This window comes from Mucilaginibacter pankratovii, from assembly GCF_014773265.1.
Taxonomy (GTDB): Bacteria; Bacteroidota; Bacteroidia; order Sphingobacteriales; family Sphingobacteriaceae; genus Mucilaginibacter; species Mucilaginibacter pankratovii.
Genome location: NZ_JACWMY010000005.1, coordinates 304406 through 323213, shown reverse-complemented (window position 1 = coordinate 323213; position 18808 = coordinate 304406). Strand labels below are relative to the sequence as shown.

Here is an 18808-nt window from a genome sequence, read left to right as displayed (position 1 = left end):
TTGAGGGGAACCTATTCCTGTTTCTGCAAACGGCAACTGCGGTTTGCTCTTGCAGCGAGGCTGGCGGCGGAAGTATGGAGCCGCTTGCCGCAGCTGCTTTTCTTTTTTCACCAGCCTAACCCTGATTTTAGAAGATTATAATCATAGGCCGTTCTACTTCCTCGTTTATCTGTAAAAAATATCGGATAGCATTCAGCAAGACCTATTAAGAAATTCTCATTAAACTCCTCAAAATCCTCCTTTAGAGCAGTGATCTTGTTTTTGCTATCAAGCATCCAGTTCAGCAAACCATCATCCTGAACGCTATTCATCAGGTAACAATTGCCCGTCTGCTCATCAAGAATAAAAAAATGCGGTTTTTGCTTTACTGCTATTATCCTACTACCAATAATAACCTCTACCGAAAGATTGAAGCGGTCTTTGTGAAATGTTAACATAAATGACAGCGTGGGGCATTCCAAATTGTATCTGCAAGCTTGCATGAACGATTTGGTTGGCTTTTCCCTTAAATATTTAAACCAGTATAAGAGATACGTGTGATTGTAAGGATGATCAGCAAGGAAGGGCAAAGCTTTTTTCCATAACGTAAAGATCGTCGCTTTTGCCTCGCACCAAACTTGTTCATCCCGCAACTCACTTTTGTAGGTTAGCGGCCTCATGATCTCGTACATCGTTTTACTGATCTCATTTAATTGCTGTTGGTTAAGGTAATCTTCAGATGGCTTCTGTTCCTTATCAGGTAAGCTGAATCTTGTAAAGGCACTTACTTTTAACCCGCTCTTATCAGTCTTGCCATGAAATGGCATGAGTATCGGGTAGTGACGGTTACGGTAAGCATCAGGTGCAAAGCACAAAGCGTAAGCGTACACTGAAGTATCTCCTGCCTTTATCAAAAGCGTCCGGTCGCCCGATTCGATTAATAGCGGTGGACTATGTAAACCGAACCCGATCTGACTGCGGTAAATCAATCCATATTCCGGCTTAACCTCAACAATAATGTCACGGCGAGAGACTTTAATGTTAAGATACTTTCGGCTATTTCCTTCGTTGTAAAAGTTTGGCCAGTATAATTTCTGGCAATTAAAGGTTTCCCTCAACCACGTTAGATTAAACAGACAGATAAAAGCATGAAAGCAAAGCTTTTCTTGGGGCATCCTACATGTACAGCCAGTATGTAATTCGTCTTTTTCAACGTGGAGATACAGGTAGTATATTGAACCGTCGTTTAGTTGAAGTTTTACAGTAGCTATTCCGTTCTCAAAGCTTACAAACTCATCTTGGTTACCCATATACACTTTGCGCCCTCGGGGTGGTTCGTAATGCCTGTATAATTCGTCTTGCGTCAAAAGCTGGTCGGGCTGTGTTAAAGAGATCGGGTAGAAAAATAGGTCGGCTGGAATGATAACGGCCTCCTGTTTTATTTTTTTGGCAGTCATCGTCAGTCCCTTTCTTCCTTTACGGAATAAACATTTTGTGCTGCATCTTCGCCAATCTTTGTACGTAGGGCATTAATCCAATCAAGACAAAGGCTTTCTGCTAAACTCACAAAGGCATCAACCCTTTCCAGTATTTTGATGGCAATATCTTTGTCAACTCTAAAATCATCTGCATAACGGGTATCTCCGTAACTTTGGCGAAGTACTTTGAATAAGCTAACGGATTCTTCATCTTCCGCTAAAAACAGTTCTGCTGGTTTATCAGAGAAACATTTACAGAGGTTTAAAAGGCGCGTTAGGTTATGCAGATCAGTCCGGTAACCCATGTGAACTTTAATTAATGCAATACAGGCTTGTTCCATAGCCTGATGAAGCATAAAGACACCGTTTTCAGGATATTCCTCTAGACGTATACAATTAGCTGCACTATATAAAAAGCCGGTTGACATTTTTATGTGGTCGTGGAAATGCTTTTCCGCTTTCTGAAGTGTATTACTCGGGTTCAATGTTGGAAATTCTACATCCAAGTGATTTACCTTGTCATGATACATTTCCAGACCGCCTAAACAGGCTTCAATAAAAAACCTGTTGCCTTGCGCTACTGCACTACAAACACTATCAAGGCCGTGGGATATAGCAGTTACCTTAAAGCTTTTATAGTGGGTGTTGATATATTCTTGTATCTCATGCTCTACCCGTTCGTTGGCTTTGGTAATAAATAGAAAGAAGAAGTGCAGATCAATAGAAGAAGGAAACTCGCCAAACTTGCTAAAGTTATCGGTAATCGTTCCTTTACGGGCAAAACAATAAATATGTGTCAAATCATACTTATGAGCAAGGAACTCTATTAGTTCAGACATCTCTTTGGACTGTTCTTCCGTCATATAGTAGTCGGAAACAATTTCCTCTAATGGGTATTTTTGATCGATCGCATCTTTAAGCGTTTGCACCTTCTCGCGTTCCGCTTGCAGCAATCGTTTATATAAGGTTTCAGTTAGGTTATCCGAACCCAAACTGACTCTGGAGACGGCGGGACCGTCAGTATCCATACCTGAAATGTTCAATACCAGTCTTCCACCTGAAAAATTAATGACGTTCATAATTTTGGAAATTTGATTAATGATTTAATCAAATTTCAGTGCTCGAAGCTGTGTACCGAACCCAATCAGCGCGTGTTTTACTCACAAGGGTGTTATCTTTACCGTTATAAATTCTTTGTATATTTGGTTATGGAAACATCTGCTAAACCCTCAAACAATAATATAGGTAGGAAAATCGGTCGTATTCGCGAAATGCGCGGCATCAAACAGGAAGCGCTTGCCGCTGAATTAGGCGTGAGCCAACAGACCGTTTCACGCATGGAGCAAAGTGAAACTATCGAAGATGAGGTTTTAGATAAGGTGGCTAAAGTGCTTGGCGTTCCGGCGGATGCGATCAAAAATTTTAGCGAAGATGCTGTAATTAATATTATTGCTAGTACAGTTAATAATCACGATCAGGCCGCATCTGTTTTCTTTTATCCAACATTCAACCCTATTGATAAGTTAATGGAGTTGGTAGAAGAAAATAAAAAGCTATATGAGCGACTACTAATGGCCGAAAAGGAAAAAAACGAGCTGTTAAAAAGAAAATGATGTGATGGGTAAGAAATCATAAGTTGCAAGGTTGACCCTTAACTTTGAATTTTAAAAAAGGTCTGAATATTTGTTTTGTAAGAACAAACGCCTAACTTTAAGGCAGATACCTTTTCAGCCCTTTCACATGAAGAACCGATCTCTTGCTTGCAAAGTACTCTTACTGTTTTGTATTTCTAATTTCGTGGTCAAAAACGCGTTTAGTCAATTAGAACTTAGCTCGGCGAATACAACTGGCAATCATACCGCACCAATCAGTATAGTTCTTAAACCGGGGTTTAGCACTGCTTCAGGTCAAAGCTTTCATGCTTATATCACAGCTGGTTGTACTCCATTAGCAGCTGCACCGAGTAACAATCAAAATTATATCGTTACTTACACACCCAGGGTTGCAGGCGTAATTAATCCAGCAGATCCTGCTAATTCCTCCTGCGATGTAATGGCTAGTGTACAGTATTTTGATGGTTTAGGTCGTCCATTACAGAACGTCCAAGTAAAAGGTAGCCCCTCCTTAAAAGATATAATTGAGCCAATTGCGTATGACGCCTTTGGCAGAGAGAATATAAAGTATTTACCCTACACTACCTCACAAGGCACTTCTGGAACTTATAGACCCGATGCGCTTAACCCGATGCCTGGTAATCCAGTAAGTGCACAGCAAGCGTTTTATAACAGAAACGGAGAGAATTACACACCTATTAAGATGCCATTTTCTGAATTGCTATTCGAAGCCTCACCATTAAACAGGCTTCTTGAAAAAGGTTCCCCGGGGGATGCTTGGCAATTAACCGGTAAATCAGGTGCAGTTGACCCGGGTCATACAGTAAAAACAGAATATAGCACTAATGATGCTGATGCAAGCTCCGGTAATGGAAGATTTGTCAAGCTTTATGATGTTGTTTATGATTCTAACGGGAAACCTTCTTTATCAGACAGAGGATTGTATCAACCCAATCAACTTTATGTAACTATAGCGAAGGACGAAAATTGGAAGGCGAGTGATGGGAAGATTGGAACGGTAGAGCAGTATACAGACAAGCAAGGGCAGATCATTTTAAAAAGAACATTTAATACTGGAGGTGAAGTTTTATCGACTTACTATGTGTATGATGATTTTGGAAATCTAACTTTTATATTATCACCAAAAGCACAACCTGATAACGGTGGAATAACACCGACTCAGCTTGATTTACTGTGCTTTCAATATCGTTTTGATGGAAGAAATCGGGTTGTAGAGAAAAAATTACCTGGTGTCGGCAGACAATATTTAGTGTATAACAAACTAGATAATATAGTTGCTACACAAGATTCAATGCAACGGGTTAATAATTTATGGTCTGTGTTTAAGTACGATGCTTTTGAACGGCCTGTTATTTCAGGTAATTGGAACAACAATAATTCACCAGTAAGTAGAATGAGCTTACAGAGTCAAGTTGATGGATCGTCTGTTCTGTGGGAGCAGAGAGATAACAACAATTCAGGAAATTATTATTACACTTCCCAATCCTTTCCGATTTCAGGTATAACAAGATATTTATCAGTGAATTACTATGACGCTTATAATATCCCTAACTTACCGACGGCTTACAATGCCACATCTCTGTACACTTCAAATACAACAACTTTAGTAACCGCTTCGCTCACAAATGTTGTGAATACGAATGATATGCTTTGGTCGGTACAATATTACGACGATAACGCTAGAATAGTTAAGACCTACTTGCAGCATTATTTAAACGGAGCTATCAATGAAGCAAATTATGATGAAATAACAAATACTTATAGTTTCACTAATGAAGTACTAACGACTAATCGTATTCATCACGCTTTAGCAAACCCAACGCTTAATGTCGCTAATACCTTTGAGTATGATCATGTAGGGCGTAAAATAAATAGTTGGGAAGCAATAAACGGGGGAACGCCAGTTCTGTTGTCAAAAATAGAATTTAATGAAGTTGGACAACTATACAAAAAACACCTTTACAGTAAGAATAACGGTAGTAGTTTTTTGCAGGATGTACTATTTAAATACAATGAAAGAGGTTGGCTAAACAAAGATAGTTCTGGATTATTCGTTATGCAGTTGAAATACAATGACAGCACAAATCCTCAATTTAATGGTAATATCGCTAATCAATTCTGGGGAACCGGCAGTTCGCTGAACAAATCTTATACCTATTCCTACGATAAATTAAGTAGACTAACTGATGGTGTTTCAAACGAAGGGTTTAACGAATATGGCATAACTTATGACCTAGCAGGTAATATTTTAACGTTAAAACGCGATAATCCGGCTTCAACGGTCATTAATTTGGGATATAATTATAATGGCAACCAATTAAGCACAATAACCGGTATTAGTGCCAACAATTACCTTTATGATGGGAATGGCAATGTAAAGTATGATCCACATACAAATATTAATATTAGCTACAACCAATTAAATTTGCCACAAAACATTACTGGAAGTAAGTCAATTAATTATTTCTATGATGCAAGCGGAAATAAATTAAGGACAGTGAGCGCAAATTCTACATTTGGCTCAACAGATTATATAAATGGCCTACAATATAAGGATGGTATCATTCAAACTATTTCTACACAAGATGGACTTGCACGGAGAAAATCGGATGGAACTTTTAGTTATGAATTTTATTTACAAGACCATCTAGGCAATACAAGATTGAGCTTCGATGATAGCAGCGGCGTTGCTCGCGTAGTCCAGCGTGATGATTATTATCCATTTGGAATGGAGATTAATAGAAAATTGTTTGGTTCGAAAAATCAGAATTTATTTAATGGCAAAGAATTAATGGATGAAATTGGGTTAGTCGATTTTGGGGCTCGATTATACGATCCCTATATAGGAAGGTGGAATATGATAGACCAGATGGCAGAAAAATACGCTTCACTGTCTCCTTACAACTTTGCAGCCAATAATCCCATTAAGAGAATGGATCCCGATGGAAGAGATGTTATATTCACTATCACTAGAGATAAGGATGGCAATATCACAGATGTCAAAATTTCATCTACAGTTTACATATCTGGCGATGGGGCTAGTGATAAGAGAGCCAATGAATTAACAAAGTATTCAGCAAGCCAACTAAAGGCAAAAACAGTTAACGGTGTGAACGTCTCTTTTGATGTCCAATATAAGTATGACAATTCTAAAAAAGAATCAGATCTAGGAGCCGGAGAAAACATGATGGTATTTCATTCAGGAAAAGACTTTAAGGACGGAAACCGGTCTCATGTGGACCCTAATAAAACCGATGAGTTAAGAACTGGAAGAGTTGGTCATGTTTACTCATCAGGAGCTAATAATCGAACCGTCTTTCATGAAACACTGCATGAAATGGGGTTAAGTGACCGGTATGATGAAACAAGGGTGACAACATTCGACGAAAAAAAGGGGTATGGAACCGCAGTTGTTGGTGTAAATCATCCAGGATTTCCAAATGATATTATGTCTTCAGGAATGAACTTTGATAAGCACTATTATAATTATTTCTTCAATGCAGCCAAATCAGCTTACGAAGGATATGTTTTAAGTCCTTTTGTGACACAAACTAATACTAATTATATAAGCGGTGCTCAGGTTTCAAACATACCTTACAGTCAATATGTTGACAAAATAAGAAGCGGAATTCTGACCCCATATGAAGGAAAGCCAACTCATACGCTTGGTCCCGACAATTACAAACCAGGAGCACTTAAATAATTTAGTTTAATTGATATGAGTTTACGTTTGTTTCTTTTTTTTACTTTAATTAATATCTTGTTTTCATCTTGTCAACAAAATGAACGTAATGGTAAACTCAGTAAAAAAAATAATAATCCTTCAAAAAGTATAAGTAGCGAAAGTGATAATCACTACATTATCGACATATTGGATATGTCTGATAGTTCAATTGTTATATTAAAGGATAAAGGCTTTATCATTAGTAATAATCTCGGTAGAACTTGGATAAAGTCAAACCTAAAAGTCTCCTGGCAGCAAATTACAGTAGATCAAACTCATACCTTATGGGGAATCACTTCGATAACTAAGCAAGGTAATAGACAATTAATGATAGGCTCATCAATTGATTCAGGAATAAGCTGGAAGATTACTTTCCTAAATAGCATATTCTCAGGCGGTGAAAGGATAATATCAAAAACGAAGCAGCCGCTTGAACTGCTTACGGAGGATTACAAAGTTTATAGGTTAGTTGGCGAAGATCTTAATACTGATTGGAAGTATATCAAAAAAATTCCAGAATCATTAGATCAGCTCAAATATGATATTAATCCCTTTCAAATCAATGATTCTGATGACAGTAACCTCATGTTGATCAAAAAAAATATTACAGGTGCTGACACTTTATTACACTTGGAAGGACTTCATAATATAGAAAACGCAATTTTAAGTAGAGATACAATATATTTTGCTGGTAGTGGAACAATGGTAGATAATGTTTATACAGACGCCTATTTTTCATTCGTTGACGTCAAAAACAAGCATTATAAAAAAATTTCGTTGCCAGGAAGATATGCCTCTATAAAATTAGGGATAGACAATAGGGTTTGGGTTTACACAGGGGAGCACGTTTTTCTTAAAAAACCAGATGGCTTACAAAAAATCTATTGATAATTACATTTATGAATGTATGAATGGCTATTGCAGCTAAGTTTAGTGAATCAAATAAATATTCCTTAATGTTTTTTTAGAAGAATGCCCAGTTGCTCTCTGACACTTAGCGGCAGTCGCTCAAATACTGTTTTCCGGTATTCATCCACTACAGAACCATCCCCATTCTTTATCACGCGGTGATAGAACCTGTAATTGCTATCAAAGTAATAACCGGCAACATTTGTTAATCTCCTGTCTGAAAGAAGTATTCCTTTTACTTCAATTTCGCTTAAGTTCTTGTATTCTGTCGCAATATAGAATACGGTGTCTTTTACGATAAAATAATTTACACAGAGATTTATCCCCTTATTAACACTGGCATTCAAAACGTTCTCTTTGCACAAAATAATTGTTACCGGCTTGCCTTTGTAATCAATTGTATGCGCACTCATCTTTACAAGATAGCCTCCGGCGTTATAATGTCCTTGAACTTCTAATGCTACTATCCGCTGAACGCTATCCACATGTTGACCGATAAAGACATGATCACCATCTTGTGCCATTACAACTGTTTTAAGCATTAGAAATGCTCCGAGAAGTAGGATAGGTCTAAGAAAGTCCATATTTAAAACCAAGTTATAAATATGGACTTTATATTCCTAAACATTCAAAGCTTATTTACTGCGGCTTTTAAGTTATTGCACCGATCCTTGCTGCCTTGTCCCTTCTTCGAATTCATGATAATACATTCCGGAATAACCAGTTTTCAAAATAATAATTTCTATTAGTCGGGTAGCAGATAAACTATTTAGTACGTTTTTACTTCCGTTAATCTTTAAAATTATCATTATAGGGCTTGCCCTTAATCTTCCTCAAACTGTCTGCCTCCATTTCCAATTGTCTAATTTGTAATTCCGTTGTCTGAGATTTCAAATAACGTACAATGCTATCCGTCCGGTATTGATTAATAGCCTGTACATTTAGGCTGTCCAATTGGCTTTGTAATTGCTGCCTTTTAGTGCTGTCTGCGATCAGATAATTCCAGTACCAAGCTTTACGAAAGCGGCTGTTTTGGCTGTCTTTATACCAATTATGGAAACCGAACCAACTAATAAAGCCGACCGCGATGGCTATGGCAGTTAAATACATACTACGCTTCGCCATAGTCTTCATAACGCCTATCCCACCATCTTCCGGCAATACTAAAATCCTGTTCTTCGAAAAGGCCGCATTCATTATCTGTATAACAGACGTTTTAATGTTTTCCATACCATCACTGGCGATCCTGGAAATGGGTAAAGTACTTGGTGCGGATACGGTAACCTCGAGCTTTTCGTATTTCTGTTCAAAGCCGCTTATCAACTTTTGCGTCTGATTATCCTTTTCCGCAATTAGCGCATTTTTTTGATCTATCTGCTGCTGTTGTTCTTTTATAAAATTTTTGATCTCCTTTAAGTCTGTGGCGTGCTCGTTTAACACGGATGTTAAGGTGATTTCATCAATAGGGGTTCCTTCATTTGATTTCATGATGCTATCATTAAATTTTAATAAATCTGTTCATTGTTAAATAAGTGTAGGTTACCGACCTATGCGCGGCGTATGCTGTTTTACCTGTTGCTGTTTTTCCTTTTCGTGCTGCTGCTTCAATTCCTCCTGTTGTTGCTTCAGTAATTGCGCCTGCCTGTTTTGCTCCTGTTGCTGCCGTAATTGATGTTCCTGTTTCAGCTTCTTCTCAATATCCATCAGGGCGTAGCCGACCTGGCTGCCTTTAAAGCGGACGTGCTGCGCATCGGTAAAAGCGATACCCCGGCCTAACTCCACTTCATAGCCGCGCTGCTCCATGTACTTTTTGACCTGCTGCACATCTTTACTTTGTTTGATCGCGGTTTGCAGGTGCTTTTTTAAAGCCTCCTTACGGTTGTCTGAACGCTGGCTTTGTGCAACTCTTTGTTCCGGCCTCAAAAACTTATTCGGGCTTAACACCTGCTCTAATTTGTATTCCAATTCCATCTTTCGGGCGAACTCGGCCACATGCTTATAGCTATTGCTGTCACTGGCTGTTTTGCCGTCAAAGCCGATGCGGTTGGCAACAATATGCAAATGTTCATGATCAGTATCTTTGTGTGCTACTACTACATACTGGTGGTCTTTGAAATCAAACTTTTCGGCCAGCTTTTCTACCATGTCTATCTTGTCCTGTAAGTCTAATTTCCCAGCATCGCTATAAGCGAAGCTTAATGAAAAATGAAAAACCGGCTTTGATTGATCAGGGTTTAGCTTAGCTACTTCGATCATCTCACGTACCAGTTCCAAACGGCTGCCGAAGCACTGATTGTAAGCAATAACCTCGACCTGCTTCTTTTCCAGTTCCTGCATTTGCAGCTCTTTGCTTTCCTGCCGCCTGCCCTCAAACAGATAGTGTAGAACACCACGAAAACTTTTGCCTGTACCTACTTTCCCGATCATGATACATGAGCGTTAATGTTCTTTACCAATGCCCGCAAGCTTCTTACATCCTGGTCAAGCAAGGCTCTTTCCATTGCGTTTAGATCATCGCCCCGGTTACGCTTCCTTGCGATCTGGTTAAGGTTGGCGGCGATATTATTTAGCGTACCACGCATTTCCAAAACCGGCCTGGGCAGGGTCTTGAGCCTGACATCTATTCGCGTACTTAATCCCAGGTTCCGCAGGAAAACCGACGGGTTCATGCCTACGCGTTTCGCGTTGGCTTCTATGATCTTTTTCTCAATGAGCGTACACATTACGCTCACGGCACTGCGCCGCTTGTGCGGCACTTGAGGGCGACCGCCCCGGCCTGCCGGGGCCGTGTGTTTTTTATTCATTGTCTTTTCAACAGCACTTTCCATAAGCTTCTTTTCGTTAAAAAATCCTCAAAAAATCCCCCCGAATGCGATAGCATGAGCGGGGGCCAGCAAGTTTCGGCATGGCCGAAACATAGCTGGCTCCGCTTACAGGCCAAAGGCCTGTTCCGCTGCCCGGCTGTATCGCTGTAGCGATACAGCCGGGGGCTGTTCATGCAGCACCTTCGGTGCTGCCACCGCCAAAAGCGGCCTGCCGCTTTCGCGGTTCTTCGGTAATCGCTATAGCGATTACCGGGCTATTTAAACGGTGGCACCAAAGGTGCTGCCCGTTTGCTCCGGCGGCTTGCCGCCGGGTCTGTTATACACCCGCTTGCGGGTGCGCGGGCATCAGCATACCGCTCGCGGTATCGCTGATCTGCCCGGTACTTTTTTTCAAAGCGAAGCTTCGGAGCCACCAGCCGGTTTACCGGCTGCCCTCCTCTAATAGCTTTTCGATGTCCTCTAACTTATAATACAGCATCCCGCCGATCTTGGTGTAGCGAAGCGTTCCGTTAACCCTTAAGTTCTGTAAGGTGCCGGGAGAAATATTTAACAGCTTCCTGACCTCATAGCTTTTCAGCCATTGTTTACTTTGCCCTTGACCTGGCTTTAAGAGATGCTTTATCTCGGTTAGCATCTCGTTTTTAAATTGCTTTAGGTCTTCCCTGGTGATTAATTCAACGTTCATCTTTTCCTCCTTGCTCTTTAGTGTTTTTGTTGCATGATGGCGAGTACCTCGCTCTTTTTGAAATACACCCGTTTGTGCAGGCGCAAAAAGGGCAATCCCTTTTTCATCCAGTCCGTGAGCGTTACTAACGACACACCTAATTCCTCGGACAGTTCTTGTTTGGATAATAGCCGTTCATCCTGCGGCGGCTGATTGCCGCCTGCTTTAAAATGTTCCTGTAATTCTGCCCTGACTGCATCCCTGATACACCGGCTTAGGGCTTCTTGGTTTATGATCTCCATGCCGCAAATGAAATTAAAAAAGCAGCGCGGGCGTGACCACGCAGATTTGCGTGGTTAAAATGAGGGTGTTTATAGCAAGCTAAGGCAGGCTTGTATATGATTGTAATTTAAGCTGTTATAGCTTGGGAAAGGGTGGGATAAGTAGCTTAAATTGTACGAGTTTCAACTCCGCTTTTTGGCGGGTGTAAGTTTAAACAACTTTAATTCCGGTGGAACTTTGGCGTATTTAACGCCTGGGTCTTTCTTGTTGCCCGGAAAATAGCGGCGTAAGGTTTCGATATTGATCTCGTTGTTGCCCTCTTTGAAATACTTGGCGATCATTTTACACCATACGATTTGCGTTTGTGAAAAAAGGAGTTCTTTACCAGTGTCCGGCAATGGGGCTTCCTGTGCTTGCAGGCATATATCCAAAAAGCTTAACAGGTATCCATCTGCTATATTGATAAACTCTTGGGTTTCGAGTTTCTTTGCCACCTTTAAAGCGTCCTTCAATCTGGCAATTTCTGTCTGTTGTTTTCTGACTTCTTCTTGCTGGTCGGCAATTATTTCAGGTAGAGTTTTTTGGGTATTCCACCGGTCCATCGAACGTAGATATTTTTGAAACTGTAGAAGCTTTTCAAGTATTTCCATGTCGAGTGCATGGCTTGAATTAAACGGATTTTTATTTTCAATGAACCGTATGCGTCTTAATACAATTTGCCATACGAAAGTGAAGAACTCCTGTTCGCCTTGTGGCTCCTTTTCCAAGTAAAAGGAAAGATGGTATTGGTAATAGTCTGAATATTCTTTTTCCGGTAAGGTAAATAATATTTTAATAAACAGATTGTCTTCATAACCATTTTTCAGTCCAGTAAAAACGCCCACATCATATTTATGTGGATTGAGGTCGAATGATTCGTGTGGTTTAAAATATTTATTGGGCATGGTTCCGGCTTTAAATGGCTATTCATGCTTCAACGAATAAGTCAGAAGTTTAGTTTGAGATTATACTTTTCTGGAAACATGAATGATAATCATGTATTATTAAAAATGCGTTTACGCCTACCTTTTCTGGCTTGACAATTTTGTTGAACATTCTTAAAATCAAACTCGTCAAAAAAAGCTTTGAAGGTGCGCGCAAATTCACCGAATGCTTCCCAGTTGATACAATAGTCAGCATGATGAACGCTGGTCATACCTTTTATCAATCCTGCGTACTCTAATGCCAGCAAATGCTTTTTGAGCGAGCTATTTTGTACCGGGATATTAGGAACCACATCTTTTTTAAGACAGGTGTTGAACTTAGCTAAACGGATCATGATGGCAATTCTTGCGGGATGAGCCATTGCTCTCATAAAATCGGCTATCTGCACTTCCTGTTTCGAGAACTCTGTTGCAAATTCTTCTTCTCCCATAGATTAACCGTTAATTAGCATTTCTTAGGCGTTCAGCAAATTCTTTCGGTAACAAACTATTTTCTATAGCTCTTGCTGCCGTCTCTACATCATAAGGTACCCGGATAAACTCTACATTTATACTATCCTTGTCATCCGCAGTGCTGTTGTCGGTCAAAGTTAACATAACGTAACACCCGTCCGGGTTACCGTCTTTTGGTTTCCCAACGGACCCAAGATTGATCACATGTTTGAACTTGCCTTTTGTATTGATGATCCGATGGTAAGGTTTATGTGAGTGGCCTACACATAGAATGTCGGCATCAGCTTCCTTCATCATTTCGGTCAAATAGGCTTCGTCCATATCTTCTAATACATATTCATCCACGCTTCGTGTACTACCATGTGCCAGCACCACATTCAATCGCTGATCGTCATTTAATTTATATTCAAGACGGATATGCGCAGGTAAGGTTCCTAAATAGTCCCTGTTTGGCCATTTAACTAAATGATAAGCGTGACCTTTGCCACTCTCTTTAAGGTGGTGCTCCAACGTTACCATATATTTGACCCTGAGGTCATGGTTGCCAGCTATTGCCGGGATTTTCCTTTTTCGTATCTCATCAATGACCTCGTTCGGCCAAACATTGTAACCGATGAGGTCACCCAGGCAGTAGACTGCATCAGGGTCGCGGCTGTCTACATCACTAAGGAATGCTTCAAATGCCGGTAGATTGGCATGTACATCAGAAAATAATGCTACCCTCATATTATGCGTTTCTTAACATATCTGCATAATCGTTAGGCAGAGGACTACATTCAACTGCTTTAGCTGCTTTTTCAATGTCGTAGTCGAAGCGGATGAACTCTACCTGTACACTATCTTTGTCTTTTACTGAGCTATTTTCGTTGATGTGCAGCATTACATAACCACCACGTGGATCTTTATCCTTCGGTTTACCAACGCTGCCAATATTGATTGCATGATGGAAATGGGTGTCTTCGTTTGTTTCCGTCGGTAAAATGCGATGATAAGGCTGATGGGTATGTCCAAAACACATGACATCCGCGTCGGCACCCTCCATGATTCTCAACATACTTTTCTCATCCCTGTCCTCAAAAAGGTATTCGTTCACCTTGCGCGGACTGCCATGCACCAAAAGAACGTTTAGCTTATCATTGTTTAACTGGTATTCTAACCGGATATGTGATGGTAGGGTACGTAGGTAAGCCCTTTGGTCGTCTTTTACAGTTTCATTGGTATAGCTGATGGATACCTTGCCCATCGCTTTTTCTTCATCCGTTTTGTAGGCGCAGCCACAGTCATCGCTGCCGCGGCCGATACCAAAATCGTAGTTACCGGTAATAGTAGGTATACCACGTTTGCGGATCTCATCGATTACCTCATTAGGCCAGATATTATATCCTACCAAGTCTCCAAGGCAGTAAATGGCATCAGGTTTACGGGTTTCTACATCTGCAAAGAAAGCTTCCAATGCAGGCAGGTTGGCATGTATATCAGAAAAAAGGGCAATCTTCATTATTCAGCAGCGGTTAAGGTTTTAGGGGAATAGTATTTTTTACGGAAGTAAAATGCGAGGTTTACGAGTGCGATCAGTGCAGGTACTTCTACCAGCGGTCCAATCACACCGGCAAAGGCTTCGCCTGAATTGATACCGAATACACCAATGGCTACCGCAATAGCCAATTCAAAGTTATTTCCAGTAGCGGTAAAGGCTATAGAAGTACTCTTGCTGTAATCTGCACCAAATGATTTGCCAATAAAAAAACTCAGCACAAACATGATGGTAAAATAGATCACTAATGGTATGGCGATTCGTACCACATCAAAAGGGATCTGTACGATCAGGTTACCTTTTAAACTGAACATAACCACAATGGTAAAGAGTAACGCGATCAAGGTAATGGGAGAAATAAAAGGGATGTATTTGGTTTGGAACCATTCTTCACCTTTAATGCTGATCAGTGCATAACGGCTAATGATACCGGCTGCGAAAGGAAGCCCTAAGTAAATACCGACAGATTTAGCAATCTCACCAATGGTGATGTTAACGGCTAACCCTTCCATACCAAATAGCGGCGGTAATACCGTTATGAACAAGTAAGCATAAACACTGTACAAAAGTACTTGAAAGATACTATTTAAAGCGATTAGTCCAGCAGCATACTCCCGGTTTCCTTCAGCCAATTCATTCCAAACCACTACCATAGCAATACAACGGGCAAGACCAATGAGAATTAAGCCCACCATGTAGGCCGGATGGTCGCGCAGTAAGGTAATGGCCAAGAAGAACATCAGAACCGGCCCAATAATCCAGTTCAGGATCAATGAGGCACTTAGCACCTTGGTATCTTTGAATACCTCGCCCATCTTTTCATATTTTACCTTAGCCAGCGGCGGATACATCATTAGTATCAGCCCAAGAGCTAAGGGTACATTGGTCGTTCCGCTGGAAAAAGAATTAATAAAATCTGAAGAGGAAGGAATGAAATAGCCGATACCAACGCCGATTGCCATTGCAAGGAATATCCAAAGGGTTAGGTATCGGTCTAAAAAGCCTAATCGTTTACGTTCTGCCACAGGGGCACAATTGTTTGCTGACATATAACTTAGCTTAAATGTTGGTTGACGAATGTGGCTGAATAGACCTTGATAAGGTCGCGTACACGTCTGAACTCATCCATAATTTCACGCTCCGTTCCTTTGGCTTTTGCCGGGTCAGGAAAGTTCTCATGAAAACGCTCAACCTTGCCCGGAAAGAAAGGACAAGCTTCATTTGCATTATCACAAACGGTGATCACCTGATCAAAGGGGATGGCGATATACTCATCCACATGGTTAGAAGTATGGTCTGAAATATCAATATGATCCTCAGCCATCACAGCTATCGCTTTGGGGTTGACACCATGCGTTTCAATTCCGGCACTGTATACATTGGCCTTGTCACCCGCAAAGTGGCGCAGGTAACCTTCTGCCAACTGGCTGCGGCAACTGTTGCCGGTACATAACACTAAGATATTCTTCATTAAATTAGAATTTGATTGAAGGTTTTATTAGCAGCATCCACCGCCAGGCGTACAGGTATTTGCCGCACTTGCCAAATTAACCATTCCGGCTTTTGAGGCAGGTTCAGGAACTCCACATTTGTCCATGGCCAGGCAAGCGGTTTTTTTAGACACCAGAACAAAATTATGTCCGTCAAATGCAAGATCATATTTGCCGATGGTTTCCGCCTGGTATTCTACCTCGATTTCCGAATCTTCCATGCCCAATATTTTCTCCGACAAACCTATGATGTCGAGCAGTTTGCCCGGTTTAAGTCTGTGTTCAAAGTCGTCAGCATCCCATAACTGGAAATTGGCCACTTTCTCGTGACGTACCGTTCCTCCACAATCGATGAAGTCTTTGGTTACCACGCCAACTTCAGTCACATGAAAATGCTCTGGTACTGATTCTCCATTTTCTAACTGAAAATTTACGCCTTCAACTTTGGTAAGAATTTCTTTGATTTCTGATAGTTTCATAATATGTTTTATTAAAAGTAATATTGCAATTTTACGATGTATTTTGACAAAAAATTTTAGCAGCAGTCCGCTTTTACGGAAAACGAGTTAAATAAACCACTTAGTTGATCTTGTAACTCATTCCAAACTGGAGGGTTGATGCAATAGCAAACGCTAACACCCTCAATGGTGCCTTGTATTAAACCTGCGTTTTTCAACTCCTTCAAATGCTGTGAAATAGTCGGTTGCGCTAATCCCAAATCATTCACCAGATCGCCACAAATACAGGTGTTTGATTTAATAATCTCCTGTAAAATAGCGATACGGGCAGGATGCGCAATTGCTTTTAGCATAACAGCTAACCTGTTTTGCTCTTCGGTGAATATTTCTGTCTTTGTAAGTCCCATAACTTTATATTGCAATATTACGATTAACTATTCAATGATGCAAATTTTATTTGTTTCAGGCGGCTTGCGCTGTTGCGGATCAGAACAATTTTTAGTTGTAAGGAGATAGGCTGCCGTTATACAGCAGCCTATTAAATATTCAATTTGATAATTTCTTCTTTAGCAAAGCCATATCATCGTTTATTTTACTCTCAACCACCTTGGCATAAATTTGTGTTGTGCTCAGTTTGCTATGCCCCAACAACTTACTAACGGTCTCTATTGGTACACCATTGGTTAACGTAACCGTAGTAGCAAATGTGTGCCGCGCAATATGAAAGGTAAGGGGTTTGGTAATATCGCAGGTATCAGCGATTTCCTTTAAATAGCTGTTCAGCTTCTGATTACTTAACGTTGGCAATACCTTACCATCGGCTATTGCTTGTGGATGCCCTTTGTATTTTTCAATGATCGCCAAAGCTTTAGGTAGTAAAGGCACTCTTACAGGTTCGTTTGTCTTTTGCCTGTTGGTAGCAATCCAAATGTTACTCTCGGATTTCGCTACCAAGTTAGCAGGTGTTAGATTAAACACATCAATATAAGCCAGTCCTGTATAGCAACTAAACACAAAAAGGTCTTGGACTACCTGTAAACGTGCGATGTTAAATTTCTTAGCTTCAATCCTTGCCAATTCGTCTTTGGTTAAGTATTCCCGTTCTACCTTATCAAACTTCAATTGGTAAGCGTGAAAGGGGTTACGGTCTATCCATTCTAACCTTACAGCAAGATTGATCATCTTGCAAAACCTTTCAATATGTTTCATTAGGCCATTGTTATTTAGGGCTTTTTGGCCTTTCTCCGGCGTTCTGTTGCGCAGATAGTACTCGAAGTCCGTGATAAATTTGTAACTCAACTCGGACAGGTATTTATCACTGGTCTTAAACCGTTCTTTAATGAACTCTTTAATATACTTTTGGGTAGTATAATAGTTCTTCATCGTGCCTGGCTCCAATAGCTGCACTTGATCTGAATTATGATACTCCATTAATTTACATAATGTAAACTCGGCCTGATCTTCTCCTGTAAATTTATCCTTTACCAACTCCGCTGTAATCAGCTTTTTTTGCAATAAAATTTCCTGATAGCTTTCTACGATGCCTGAGCGGTATTGCTCCAAATACTTGTTTAGCTTTACAATTTCTTCCCTGCTGCCTCTTGCCATACCTTTGTTGGCATTCCAGTTATCTTGCTCGATGGAACGTTTAACCGACAGGTCAATCCTGCTACCGTTTACAGTAATTCTTGCATAGATAGGGGCTTTTCCGTCATTAGTGGCTTTATACTTTCTAAGATAAAAGATTACGCCAAAGGTGTTGTTTACTGTTTTCATATTCGTCAATTATTAAGTCACAAATAGCATCAGATTGACGGTCTTTAGCGGCCTTTGCATTGGGTCGCGTTTACCCTTGTTCAAAAGGGGCTCACAAAGCGCACCAAAAAACGTCAAAATAAACTAAGTAATCAATTGACTATCAAATACTTAATGTGCTAATTGTGCCCAAATATAAAATATAAATTTTGGGCACCGAATAGGGCACATTTTCCTTAATATAACTTGAATGAATTGGGCTTGAATAAAACAAAAAAGCCTCTAAATCATAGATTTAAAGGCTTTTTGATACTTGATTGGTATCGCTTAAGTCGGGATGGCAGGACGATTAATCCTTTCCGCAAATAACTATATATCAATAAGTTGATGGAGACTTTTTAGAACTACTCACTGTTTTACTCACATACTCTTTAACAGCGATTGATACAAATTTAACGAACTATTTTAAGTTATGCAACAACAATTTAGATTAGTTTTGGTACTCTTAATAATCGTTTTCAGTTGAATAAATTAAGGTAAGTTTTAGTATGATAATGTAATACGGTCAGTCTCCTGTTTACCTGCCAGCGATAGGCCAATAAACACATCACCAATTTCACAGGCTGAGCAAAAAAGCGTG

Annotated in this window: 20 protein-coding genes; 3 read left to right on the top strand and 17 right to left on the bottom strand. The window is 40.2% G+C overall.

Annotated features, from left to right (window positions below; genetic code table 11):
- Nucleotides 1-107: 107 nt before the first annotated feature.
- A complete protein-coding gene (locus IDJ77_RS12155; RefSeq protein ID WP_191189221.1) occupies nucleotides 108-1436 on the bottom strand; it encodes a hypothetical protein in 1329 nt (442 codons plus the stop codon).
- A 2-nt stretch (nucleotides 1437-1438) separates the two neighbouring features.
- Nucleotides 1439-2536 carry a HEPN domain-containing protein gene (locus IDJ77_RS12150; RefSeq protein ID WP_191189220.1) on the bottom strand — a complete coding sequence of 366 codons (1098 nt, stop codon included), beginning with the start codon at nucleotides 2534-2536 and terminating at the stop codon, nucleotides 1439-1441.
- A 129-nt stretch (nucleotides 2537-2665) separates the two neighbouring features.
- Here IDJ77_RS12150 and IDJ77_RS12145 point away from each other — a divergent pair, with 129 nt between their 5' ends.
- The 3 genes from IDJ77_RS12145 to IDJ77_RS12135 all read left to right on the top strand — a co-directional run bounded on the left by IDJ77_RS12145 (nucleotide 2666) and on the right by IDJ77_RS12135 (nucleotide 7703).
- The gene (locus IDJ77_RS12145) at nucleotides 2666-3070 is read left to right on the top strand and encodes a helix-turn-helix domain-containing protein (protein ID WP_191189219.1); all 405 of its coding nucleotides are present in this window, start codon (nucleotides 2666-2668) and stop codon (nucleotides 3068-3070) included.
- A gap of 127 nt (nucleotides 3071-3197) precedes the next feature.
- Nucleotides 3198-6794 carry a DUF6443 domain-containing protein gene (locus IDJ77_RS12140; protein WP_191189218.1) on the top strand — a complete coding sequence of 1199 codons (3597 nt, stop codon included), beginning with the start codon at nucleotides 3198-3200 and terminating at the stop codon, nucleotides 6792-6794.
- A gap of 15 nt (nucleotides 6795-6809) precedes the next feature.
- Nucleotides 6810-7703 carry a hypothetical protein gene (locus tag IDJ77_RS12135; RefSeq protein WP_191189217.1) on the top strand — a complete coding sequence of 298 codons (894 nt, stop codon included), beginning with the start codon at nucleotides 6810-6812 and terminating at the stop codon, nucleotides 7701-7703.
- 65 nt (nucleotides 7704-7768) lie between these two features.
- Here the strand turns inward: IDJ77_RS12135 and IDJ77_RS12130 are convergent, their stop codons facing one another.
- From IDJ77_RS12130 to IDJ77_RS12060, 15 genes are all read right to left on the bottom strand, one after another.
- Nucleotides 7769-8266 (bottom strand): hypothetical protein, encoded by a 498-nt coding sequence (locus IDJ77_RS12130; RefSeq protein WP_191189216.1) that lies wholly within the window; start codon nucleotides 8264-8266, stop codon nucleotides 7769-7771.
- Between the two features lie 247 nt (nucleotides 8267-8513).
- Complete coding sequence (locus IDJ77_RS12125; protein WP_191189215.1) at nucleotides 8514-9212, bottom strand: hypothetical protein; 699 nt, start codon at nucleotides 9210-9212, stop codon at nucleotides 8514-8516.
- A gap of 51 nt (nucleotides 9213-9263) precedes the next feature.
- A complete protein-coding gene (locus IDJ77_RS12120; RefSeq protein ID WP_191189214.1) occupies nucleotides 9264-10151 on the bottom strand; it encodes a relaxase/mobilization nuclease domain-containing protein in 888 nt (295 codons plus the stop codon).
- On the bottom strand, nucleotides 10148-10528 hold the full coding sequence (locus tag IDJ77_RS12115; RefSeq protein ID WP_224751066.1) for a plasmid mobilization protein: 381 nt from the start codon (nucleotides 10526-10528) through the stop codon (nucleotides 10148-10150). The genes IDJ77_RS12120 and IDJ77_RS12115 overlap by 4 nt, the downstream gene beginning before the upstream one ends.
- Nucleotides 10529-10970: 442 nt before the next feature.
- Entirely contained in the window at nucleotides 10971-11234 is a 264-nt protein-coding gene (locus IDJ77_RS12110; RefSeq protein WP_191189212.1) for a helix-turn-helix domain-containing protein, read from the bottom strand.
- A 17-nt stretch (nucleotides 11235-11251) separates the two neighbouring features.
- Complete coding sequence (locus IDJ77_RS12105; protein WP_191189211.1) at nucleotides 11252-11515, bottom strand: helix-turn-helix transcriptional regulator; 264 nt, start codon at nucleotides 11513-11515, stop codon at nucleotides 11252-11254.
- A gap of 162 nt (nucleotides 11516-11677) precedes the next feature.
- Nucleotides 11678-12439: a hypothetical protein gene (locus IDJ77_RS12100; protein ID WP_191189210.1), complete on the bottom strand. Its 762-nt coding sequence runs from the start codon at nucleotides 12437-12439 to the stop codon at nucleotides 11678-11680.
- 89 nt (nucleotides 12440-12528) lie between these two features.
- Nucleotides 12529-12909, bottom strand: coding sequence for an ArsR/SmtB family transcription factor (locus IDJ77_RS12095; protein WP_191189209.1), 381 nt, complete (start codon nucleotides 12907-12909; stop codon nucleotides 12529-12531).
- Between the two features lie 10 nt (nucleotides 12910-12919).
- Nucleotides 12920-13657: a metallophosphoesterase family protein gene (locus IDJ77_RS12090; protein WP_191189208.1), complete on the bottom strand. Its 738-nt coding sequence runs from the start codon at nucleotides 13655-13657 to the stop codon at nucleotides 12920-12922.
- Nucleotide 13658: 1 nt separating this feature from the next.
- Nucleotides 13659-14429, bottom strand: coding sequence for a metallophosphoesterase family protein (locus tag IDJ77_RS12085; protein WP_191189207.1), 771 nt, complete (start codon nucleotides 14427-14429; stop codon nucleotides 13659-13661).
- On the bottom strand, nucleotides 14429-15514 hold the full coding sequence (gene arsB / locus IDJ77_RS12080) for an ACR3 family arsenite efflux transporter (protein ID WP_191189206.1): 1086 nt from the start codon (nucleotides 15512-15514) through the stop codon (nucleotides 14429-14431). The genes IDJ77_RS12085 and arsB overlap by 1 nt, the downstream gene beginning before the upstream one ends.
- Before the next feature lie 5 nt (nucleotides 15515-15519).
- Complete coding sequence (locus IDJ77_RS12075; protein WP_191189205.1) at nucleotides 15520-15936, bottom strand: arsenate reductase ArsC; 417 nt, start codon at nucleotides 15934-15936, stop codon at nucleotides 15520-15522.
- 27 nt (nucleotides 15937-15963) lie between these two features.
- Nucleotides 15964-16434 carry a DUF6428 family protein gene (locus IDJ77_RS12070; protein ID WP_191189204.1) on the bottom strand — a complete coding sequence of 157 codons (471 nt, stop codon included), beginning with the start codon at nucleotides 16432-16434 and terminating at the stop codon, nucleotides 15964-15966.
- A 56-nt stretch (nucleotides 16435-16490) separates the two neighbouring features.
- Entirely contained in the window at nucleotides 16491-16820 is a 330-nt protein-coding gene (locus IDJ77_RS12065; protein ID WP_191189203.1) for an ArsR/SmtB family transcription factor, read from the bottom strand.
- A 139-nt stretch (nucleotides 16821-16959) separates the two neighbouring features.
- A complete protein-coding gene (locus IDJ77_RS12060) occupies nucleotides 16960-18189 on the bottom strand; it encodes a site-specific integrase (RefSeq protein WP_191189202.1) in 1230 nt (409 codons plus the stop codon).
- Between the last annotated feature and the right edge of the window lie 619 nt (nucleotides 18190-18808).